Genomic DNA, 9,406 nt, shown 5'->3' with positions numbered 1-9,406 from the left:
TCGTGCTTACAGATGATGTCTCACGCACCACATCTTTTATGACAAGGTTTGCCGGCCTGAACCTCATCTGCGCCTCCGTGCGATTCCGCGGATATCCTCCAGCCTCCAGCCCTTCCTCTCGAGGAACCTGGAGATCCCATTCGTGATCTCCTTTATGACCTCAAGACCGCCCATGAGCGCTGTGCCGATCTGAACGCCAGATGCGCCTGCCATGATCATCTCGACAGCGTCCTGCCAGCATGATACACCGCCCACTCCGATGACAGGTATCTCAAGAGCTCCGGAGAGCTCGTAGACGCATCTGAGAGCAACAGGCTTGATTGCAGGGCCTGAGAGACCGCCGATCACATTTCCCAGTATCGGGTATCCGGATTCGACATCTATCGCCATCGCCTTCAGGGTGTTGATGGCGACGACAGCATCTGCACCACCGCGCTGGGCTGCGATCCCCAGAACCCTTATGTCCGTCACGTTCGGAGTGAGCTTGACCCAGACAGGGACGTTCACAGCCCTTTTCACAGCTCTCGTGATCTCCTCGACGTTCGCAGGATCGCAGCCTATCTCCATCCCGTATCCCTCTGCATGCGGGCAGGAGAGGTTGAGCTCGAAGCCATCTGCATCCAGAGCATCCGCGATCTCGGCGAACTCCTCAGGACACGAGCCGAAGATGCTCGCTATCACCGGCACACCGCCCTCTCGCGCGACGTCGATCTCCTCCTGGAATGCCCTGTAAGACGGATTTGGCAGGCCCATTGCATTTATGAGACCAACGCCAAGCCTGACAACTGTTGGACCTGGGTGACCATCCCTGGGCTCAACTCCGATGGACTTTGTGACCACGGCGCCGGCACCCGCAAGCGCAACCCTGCGCATGGATGCGCCTGTGGTTCCAAGAATGCCGGCTGCGAGAATCAGAGGATTTCCAAGCCTGAGACCGCCAACATCTCCCGAGAGGGATGACATGAAGGGGGAGATCCTCCTGCAGAGATAAAAGGTTTCTCAGCTTCCCCGGAACAGACCCATGTGCTCCTGCCCCACGATCCTGCTCAGGGCTTCGGGCGTGATATCTGTTATGGGGTAGTATTTTCCACCGGCTGCCTCCGCGAGGTCCCTGCAGTACCCCAGCCTCATCTCCATGAATGAAGATCCCACAACCTCTGTGTCTATGACCACCGTGTGGACACCGAGCCTTCTCGCCTCCTCAGCGAGCTGAACGATCTCCTTCTTAGGATCACCTGATTGAGATACGTTCGCCCTGCCGTCTGAAATGAGCACCATCATCGGCCTGATCTCCCTGTTCCTCATCAGCTCTCCCTGTATGACCCTGAGAGCCCTTGAGAGGCCTGCAGACAGCGGAGTTCTGCCGCCAGTGGGGAGCTCTGCGAGTCGTTTCATTGCGAGATCCACGCTTGAGCATGGCGGGAGAAGAAGATCTGCATCATTCCCCCTGAACGCAACCATCCCTATCCTGTCCCTCTTCTGGTAGGATTCCATGAGGAGCGAGAGCACGGCACCCTTGGCGCTCTCCATCCGGCGCATCGCGCCCATGGAGCCGCTCGCATCGACGACGAAGAGCACAGTGGCAGAGGTCTTTCTCACCCTCTCCTTCTCCCTTATGTCCTGGGGGAGGATGCTGACCGCGAACCTTCTTTCACGCATGTGCTGGTAAGGCGCAGCAGCCCTTATCGTGGCATCGAATGCGATGTCCCTCCCTTCCAGAGGCAGCCTGGATCTGAGGTACCTGCCGGATCTGCGCATGCTCAGGCTGCTCACCCTTCTCCCCTTCGGCATTCTCCTCAGAACCCTGTCGCGCCTCAGGGCGTTTCTGAGCTGTTTCACATCTATAGGAGAGCCTATCTCGAAGATCCTCTCCTCAGGCCTGGAGTCTGCCTGCCCTCCGGTCTCCTCGGAACGCTCCTCATGACTTTTATGCTCAGGATGCTCGTGCTGGTGTTTCTGCTGATGCTTCTGCTCCTGGTGCTTTGCCATCGCCTGCTCGAGCTTCTCCTGAGCCATCGATGGCGGCTCGAACGGCCTGCTTCTCATGCGGTGGGGCAGCGCCAGCATCATCGCCTTCCTCACATCCTCCTCTGTGACATCACTCCTCCCCTCGAAAGCAGCTATTGTCCTGGAAGTTCTGACGGTGACTATCTCGGCTCTGTGAGTCCTGACCCCCATATCGATGCACGTCTGGGCTATGAGCCTTAGGAGAGAATCGTCCATAACGACATCAGGAAGCATCTGCTTCGCTCTGCGTATACGCTCCCTCAGAAGGTTCTGCTCCTCGCTCCACTCCGAGACGAATCCCTCCGGATCTGCTTCAAACCGCTCAGCCCTCTTTGCGATCTCTACTCTGAGATCAACATCGGAGATAACCTCGACATTGACCTGTAGGCCGAAGCGGTCGAGGAGCTGCGGCCGGAGCTCTCCCTCCTCGGGGTTCATCGTCCCGACGAGCATGAACCTCGATGGATGGGCGACAGAAACCCCCTCCCTCTCGACGATGTTCACCCCCATCGCAGCAGCATCGAGAAGAACATCTGCGACATGGTCGTCCAGGAGGTTCACCTCATCTATGTAGAGAATGCCCCTGTTTGCTGCTGCGAGTATCCCGGGCTCCAGCGCCTTGATGCCCTCCTTTATCGCGCGCTCCACATCCAGGGATCCAACAACCCTGTCCTCTGTGGCCCCGAGCGGGAGATCGACGACAGGCATCCTTCTCATGAGAACCTGCAGCTCCCCATTCTGGCTCCTCTGGTAGCATATATCACACATCTCATCCTCTCTGAAGGGGTTGCAGTTGAACGGGCATCCGTCAACGATCGGTATTTCATCGAGAAGATCTGCGAGGGCGCGAACTGCCGTGGATTTCGCGGTGCCCTTGTCTCCCCGTATGAGGACACCGCCTATTCTTGGATTTATGGCGTTGAGCACAAGGGCCAGCTTCATCATATCCTGGCCGACAATTGATGTGAACGGGATTGTACGCCTCTTGAGATGATGCATCTTTTATACCTCTGTGTGGGTTGATCACATCTTGTCATATAAGTAAGTTATTAGTATTAAGATGTGAGACCAATATTATAGAGACTCGTGCGGTCGAATCGTCAGAGAGGCAAACTCTGTAGCTCCTATCACCGTGGACTCTGTCTCTTTCTGCGAGATTACCAATCTGCCGAATCAGCTGGATGAGACATTACAGATTAACAGACTGCCAAAGGCATCAGCCATACATAAAGTGATCCAATCTGCCCGTAAGATGCTGGAATCAAGCTCTTTGGGCTTGATGAATGTCAATTTAGCAAAGATTAAATAGCACATGATGTTATTTAACCTAAAAAACTTATACTTAAGTTAGATATCGGTGATAAAAATGCATAAGAGATCTGCGATTACAGCCTTTGTATGCTTTGTTCTGGCTGTATCAGCTGTGTCCTGCGAAGAGGTCACAGTCAGGGACGACCTCGGGCGTGATGTAACGATCAGCTCGCCCAGCGAGCGCATAGTCTTCATGATGGAGAACGCACTCAAGACCTACTATGCAGTGGGGGATCCCAAGAACATCGTGGCCCTGAAGGATGACAGATGGATGCGAAAGCTGCTCGATGATATTTTCCCGGTTATAGATCCGGACTTCGAGAAGAAGCTCACAATAAGCGTGGCAGGCGATCGTGTTGATCTCGAATCCCTGGCCAGGGCGAATCCGGATCTCGTGGTCCTCTGGGCCACCACCACGGAAGATGTCAACATACAAGCGATCGAGGAGACGCTTGGTGTGCCTGTCTTTGCGATATTCGTCCGATCCGTGGAGGATGTGCTCCATCAGGTTGACACTATGGGGGCGATATCTGGCAGAACGGAGCGGGCTGCTGAGGTGAAGAGGATAATACATGATTACATGAACATAACAACCGGTGTGACCAGCAGCATTCCGGAGAGCGAGAGGCCGAAGGTTTACTGGATGTGGACCGATGTTCTGGGCACAGCGGGGGTAAAAAGCGGGATAAATGATATCATAGAGCTTGCCGGCGGTGTCAATGTTATGAAGTTCGCTGAGAACGATACCGCCATGGCGATGGAGCACCCTGTCTTAAACCTGGAGACGCTGATAAAGCTCAATCCCGATGTGATATACATGTGGTACAACGAGAATCTCGATCCTGAGGACATCATGACCGGTGAGGATTTCAAAGGCTGGAAGGATATAAACGCTGTGAAGAACGGCCGTGTCTACGAGATTAGGAATCCATATCTCTTCGATGCGTTCTCTCCGAGAATGCCATTAGCACTGCTTCATATCGCAATGGATCTCCATCCGGATAGGTTCAAGGACGTAGATATGAACAAGACCATAGATGACTTCCATGTGGAAATGTGGGGAGTGCATTACCCGAGCATGGAAAGGGCATGACGGTCGGTAGCCTGATGTCGTATAAAAAATACCTTTATATTTTTATATTAATCTCCCCGCTGATAGCAATGGTCTTCTCGCTTTTTATAGGCAAGTTCACGATAGCACCAGATGATCTCGTTCGGGTCATGATATTAAATCTCATGGGTGTTGAGACGTCACATCCAAGTGTGTACAGCACTGTGATATTTGAGGTCAGACTCCCACGCATTCTTCTTGGAATGCTGGTCGGTGCGTCTCTCTCCGTATCTGGCGCGGCATTTCAGGGGATATTCAGGAACCCACTGGTAAGCCCTTACATATTGGGACTTTCATCGGGTGCGGCATTTGGTGCTGCTCTCTCGCTCGCTGTTGCCCCTCAGTTTCCTGTACAGCTCTCGGCACTCTTCTTCAGCCTGGTTGCAGTTGGGTTTGCATACTACATAGCAACATCCCGCGGGAGCACTCCTGTAATATCCCTGCTGCTTGCAGGTGTGATCGTCTCAGCACTCTTTGACTCCCTGCTTTCGATCGTCCAGATGGCCGTGAATGAACGAGCCCTACAGAGCATAGTCTACTGGCTCATGGGAAGCCTCGCAAGCGCGAGCTGGTCGAAGATCCACAGCTCATTCCCTCTTGCATTTATCGGATGTGTGACGATATTTCTACTTAGATGGAGGCTAAACGTCCTGGCTCTTGGGGATGAGGAGGCCAGATCGGTGGGCATGAACCCTGAGCTTTACAAGGCTGTATTCGTCTTGGCAGCCTCTCTGGCTGCATCATCTGTTGTCTCAGTTGCTGGGATAATAGGCTTTGTCGGGCTTGTGATACCGCACATGATGCGGATGATATTCGGTCCCGATCATACATATCTGATACCGCTCTGCATAACATCCGGAGCAGCGTTCATGGTTCTTGTCGACGATATTGCGCGCGCTGGAATGGGCTTTGAGGTTCCTGTAGGCGTGATCACCACGCTGATAGGTGCACCGTTCTTCGCGTATCTGCTCAGAAGCACACGCAGCGGAGGATGGGAATGACTTCTGGTGATGGGATCCTGATCGATGGTGTATCGCTCAGCTATAACGGCAGGTCTGTGCTCAACAACATATGCATGGAGATCGAAAAGGGAAAAGTGGTCACCCTCCTGGGGCCAAACGGTTGCGGCAAGACCACGTTGCTTAAGATAATCAACGGGCTGCTGCCACAAACAAGCGGACGGGTTTATGTCGACGGAAGAGATACCAGATCCATAAGGCCCAATGAGATGGCAAGGCTCATGGGGCACGTGCCGCAGGCCCACAGGTCGACATTTCCATTCACAGTCCTGGATGTGGTGCTAACCGGCAGGCTTTCATATATCTCCCCTTTATCAAAGCCAGGCAAGCGCGATCTGGAGAAGGCATACAGGGCCCTGGAGATGGTTGCTGCTCTTCACTTAGCAGATCGTCCATACAATCAGATAAGCGGCGGCGAGCGCCAGCTTGCGATGATTGCAAGGGCGCTGGCGCAGGAGCCGTCATTTTTGCTGCTCGACGAGCCGACCTCGTACCTCGATTTCAGGAACCAGATCAGGATTCTGAAGACCGTCAGGGGGTTCGCTGAAAGCGGCCTGATGACGGTTGTGATGTCGCTTCACGATCCAAACCATGCGCTGATCTTCTCTGACAGAATAGTCCTGATGAGAAAGGTCGATGGTGATCCCTCAGAAATGCATAATGTCATCGCGATGGGCGCACCCGAAGAGGTCATGACAGTAGAGAACATTCGAGCAGCTTATGGGATTGATGTCGAGATGCTTGAGATAAAAGGAAGAAGACTTCTGTTCCCCCTCTGAAAATTGCGGATCATATAGCGATACACCATTCAGCGACCGAAACCACAACATAGACGGGCGCTCCAATTTTCGTCGAACGCTTCGAATATATTTTAAATTAATCTATATACACAATGTTCTAAACTATATTCTATTTCGATCAAAATTAAATTCACCAATAAAAATCGATGCTTGGAGGTCTCTGAATGAAGATGGGAGTATATACTTCAGCACTTCTTAGCTTGATGATCATGCTCTCGTGCGTGACCATCGGCAGCGCAGACGGCTCTGAGCTTAAGGATTCTCAGAGGGCCAAGAATGTGATCCTGATGATAGGCGATGGCATGGGAATAAGCCAGGAGACGATGGCCAGAATTGAGAAGGCCGGATGGAATCTTTCAAGATATGCGGATACCCGCCTGTACATGGACAGCATGGAGCACACGGGGATCCTCAGGACATTCAGCGCGAACTCCTTTGTGACGGATTCTGCCCCAGCATCAACAGCGATGGCCACAGGACACAAGACAAACAACGGTGTGATCGGTCAGGATGCCACCGCGATTCCCGGTATCAGGGATGGAAGGAACCTCACAACAATCCTTGAGCTTGCTGAGAAGGCCGGTCTCTCAACGGGCGTGGTCACCACAACCAGGATAACCCATGCAACCCCCGCGGCATTTTACGCGCATGTGGACAACAGGGACAACGAGAGTAAGATTGCGGAGCAGCTTCTGACAAGCGGGGTGGAGGTAGCGCTCGGTGGCGGAATGAGCTATTTCATCGGCAAAAACGATACGAGCCCGCTGGGCGGGAAGGGGAAGAGAACGGATGACAGGAATCTCATAGAGACTGCAACCGCCCTCGGCTACACTTTTGTTTACAATGGAACAGCCTTCAGAGGGCTTGATGCAAATTCCACAGAGAGGCTTCTCGGCATCTTCGAGAACTCGCATATGGAGTACGAGCTGGTAAGGGCGAGATCCTCTGATCCTGACCCCAGCCTGGCTGAGATGACCGAGAAGGCGATCTATCTGCTCTCGAAGAACCCGAAGGGGTTCTTCCTGATGGTGGAGGGTGGCAGGATAGATCACGCCTGTCATGAGAGGAGCCTGGAGAACGCCACCATGGACACACTGGCATTTGATGAGGCTGTGGGAAAGGCGCTCGATTTTGCGATGAAGAACAAGGATACTCTGGTGATTGTAACAGCGGATCACGAGTGCGGCGGTCTCATCATCCAGCCGGAGAACCTGGAGTCCTATGAGAGCGGCGGCATCATGCCGGTTTTCGGCTCAGGTACTGTGGAGATCAAGAGTCCGAAATGCAACTTCCTCGTGGAGATGGACGAGGCCACACATACAGGAGCAGATGTCACCATCAGGGCCACAGGTCCTGGAGCGAGCTTGGTGCATGGACTGATGGACAACACCCAGGTGTTTTCACTGATTAAAGAGGCCCTCGGCCTCTGATCATTTCTGCGGAGGTGTCAGGATTGTCCGGATCTGATTGGGTTCTCTACAACACAACAGTGGATGATCTGATCGAGTATGAGAGCTGTCTCGAAAAGCTGTACCGTGCTGGATTGAGACCCGGCGCGGTCAGATACCTCGCGCTCAGATGCAGCATATGTCCCCTCGCCGGAAGGTGCTCTGTAAACACGCAGATACCCACTGGAGGCGCGACCTACTGATCGGGGGTGGAGCATGGTCTCTGCTGTAGTTCTTATCAAGGCTGTCCCCTGCCAGGAGAACATCGCATACACCTCCATAAAGGCCATTGAGGGCGTGGAGAAGCTGTACACCCTCTTCGGCGATCATGACTTTCTGGCGATAATTGAGACTGAGGATCAGGCCATGCTTAAGAGATCCCTGAAGGAGATCGAGGTGCTGAACAGCGTGATCTCTGTCGATGCTCTGCTCTCCAGGACATCTCTTTCTCTCAAGAATCGAGAAGCTTCGGATCTCAGTGCTTTACACCAAGATCAAAATCATATCACCAGCATAGATGAGAGGACTTTTTCAGATAGAGTAATACTTAAATAATACTTTATCTCATGATATTGAAAAAATGTATTAAAAAGAGGGAGGATATAAATGAATCGTCTGAAAAACAAAATGATTGTGATCTCCTTGGTACTATTATCTGTACTGGGAAGCTCATATGCAGGTTTATGGGATCTCAACCCAGGAAAGGAGGCTCTGAAGCACACTCATCACTCAGAGGGTGATGTGACCGGCGAGGGCTTTGTGATGGTGTACCAGAATATAAACACCAACAACCTCTCTGCTGTCGAGTACATGCACGGAAGCGGATCGTTTGATGTGGCGGATATAATAGACTCGCAGCAGAAGACGGGACATGGTGGATATTATTATTATCAGACTCTTTCGACCGGAAAGATTGTACCGGACTGGAAGCAGCAGTGGACCGGCGCGAACAGCGTGATCAAGCTCACCAGGCAGAGCGACATGACACAGTCGCCCATGACCTTTGCATACGGCACAGGATGGTATGCCTCTCACCCGATAACATACAACTCCCTTCTGAAGGACAGGACAGTCGCGAAGAGCTACCAGGAGGGGAGCATGATGCTCCACCAGCTTGAGTACGCACGCGGCTTCGTGGGCGATATGGCTGTAGAGCTGAACTGCACAGGACCCACGGAGACGAAGGACGGGTATGGTCTGGCGAGCATGAAGCTCGAGGACAAGGTCATCCAGGGTACCGTGCATATCGCGGAGCTGCTAACAAATCCACAGACTTTAAAGGCTGGATCAAAAACAGTAAAAGACCCGAAGACTGGCAAAGATAAAAAGGTAACAGTCTACGGCCCCTCCTCATCGATGAAGACTCTCGGTGTGAAGGGCTCGCTTATCGAGATCGATGAGAACTACATCGGCAACTTCGACATACAGAGGAGCATGAAGCTGGAGGTCACGAAGTCCAGGGCTGTGACGATGGAGGACTGGCTCCCGTGCTGCATGGGCGGGTTCTTCGATGTCCCTGATTACAGCAAGGCGAACAAGGGGCAGATAGGGATCTTCGACTGCACATGCAGGAACACATCCATAAGCACGTTCAAGCCGGCCTGGAACGGCACAATCGAGAAGTTCTCGACAGACAGGTACCAGAAAGTCCCGTAAAGGGACCCCAATTTATTTTAATTGACACGAAATACAAATTACTTATTAACTTGA

The 9,406-nt window shown here is 52.7% G+C and carries 9 protein-coding genes; 7 read left to right on the top strand and 2 right to left on the bottom strand.

Annotated elements, in window-relative coordinates; genetic code table 11:
• Positions 1-63: 63 nt before the first annotated feature.
• Both QFX31_RS08500 and QFX31_RS08495 read right to left on the bottom strand, forming a co-directional pair.
• Positions 64-963, bottom strand: coding sequence for a dihydroorotate dehydrogenase (locus QFX31_RS08500; RefSeq protein WP_348531675.1), 900 nt, complete (start codon positions 961-963; stop codon positions 64-66).
• 36 nt (positions 964-999) lie between these two features.
• Positions 1,000-3,006: a putative cobaltochelatase gene (locus QFX31_RS08495; protein WP_348531674.1), complete on the bottom strand. Its 2,007-nt coding sequence runs from the start codon at positions 3,004-3,006 to the stop codon at positions 1,000-1,002.
• A 367-nt stretch (positions 3,007-3,373) separates the two neighbouring features.
• Between QFX31_RS08495 and QFX31_RS08490 the strand changes: the two genes are divergently transcribed.
• From QFX31_RS08490 to QFX31_RS08460, 7 genes are all read left to right on the top strand, one after another.
• Complete coding sequence (locus QFX31_RS08490; RefSeq protein ID WP_348531673.1) at positions 3,374-4,411, top strand: ABC transporter substrate-binding protein; 1,038 nt, start codon at positions 3,374-3,376, stop codon at positions 4,409-4,411.
• A 68-nt stretch (positions 4,412-4,479) separates the two neighbouring features.
• A complete protein-coding gene (locus tag QFX31_RS08485; protein ID WP_348531672.1) occupies positions 4,480-5,430 on the top strand; it encodes an iron ABC transporter permease in 951 nt (316 codons plus the stop codon).
• Positions 5,427-6,227, top strand: a complete 801-nt coding sequence (locus QFX31_RS08480; protein WP_348531671.1) for an ABC transporter ATP-binding protein — start codon at positions 5,427-5,429, stop codon at positions 6,225-6,227. Before QFX31_RS08485 ends, QFX31_RS08480 begins: the two co-directional genes overlap by 4 nt.
• 185 nt (positions 6,228-6,412) lie before the next feature.
• Positions 6,413-7,678, top strand: a complete 1,266-nt coding sequence (locus QFX31_RS08475; RefSeq protein WP_348531670.1) for an alkaline phosphatase — start codon at positions 6,413-6,415, stop codon at positions 7,676-7,678.
• Positions 7,679-7,701: 23 nt separating this feature from the next.
• Positions 7,702-7,899 carry a hypothetical protein gene (locus QFX31_RS08470; protein ID WP_348531669.1) on the top strand — a complete coding sequence of 66 codons (198 nt, stop codon included), beginning with the start codon at positions 7,702-7,704 and terminating at the stop codon, positions 7,897-7,899.
• A 13-nt stretch (positions 7,900-7,912) separates the two neighbouring features.
• Positions 7,913-8,251 (top strand): Lrp/AsnC ligand binding domain-containing protein, encoded by a 339-nt coding sequence (locus QFX31_RS08465; protein ID WP_348531668.1) that lies wholly within the window; start codon positions 7,913-7,915, stop codon positions 8,249-8,251.
• 72 nt (positions 8,252-8,323) lie between these two features.
• Positions 8,324-9,352, top strand: coding sequence for a hypothetical protein (locus QFX31_RS08460; RefSeq protein ID WP_348531676.1), 1,029 nt, complete (start codon positions 8,324-8,326; stop codon positions 9,350-9,352).
• The last annotated feature ends 54 nt before the right edge of the window (positions 9,353-9,406 follow it).

It is taken from the genome of Methanothrix sp. (assembly GCF_030055635.1).
Classification (GTDB): domain Archaea; phylum Halobacteriota; class Methanosarcinia; order Methanotrichales; family Methanotrichaceae; genus Methanothrix_B.
This window is presented reverse-complemented; position numbering and strand designations above follow the sequence as displayed.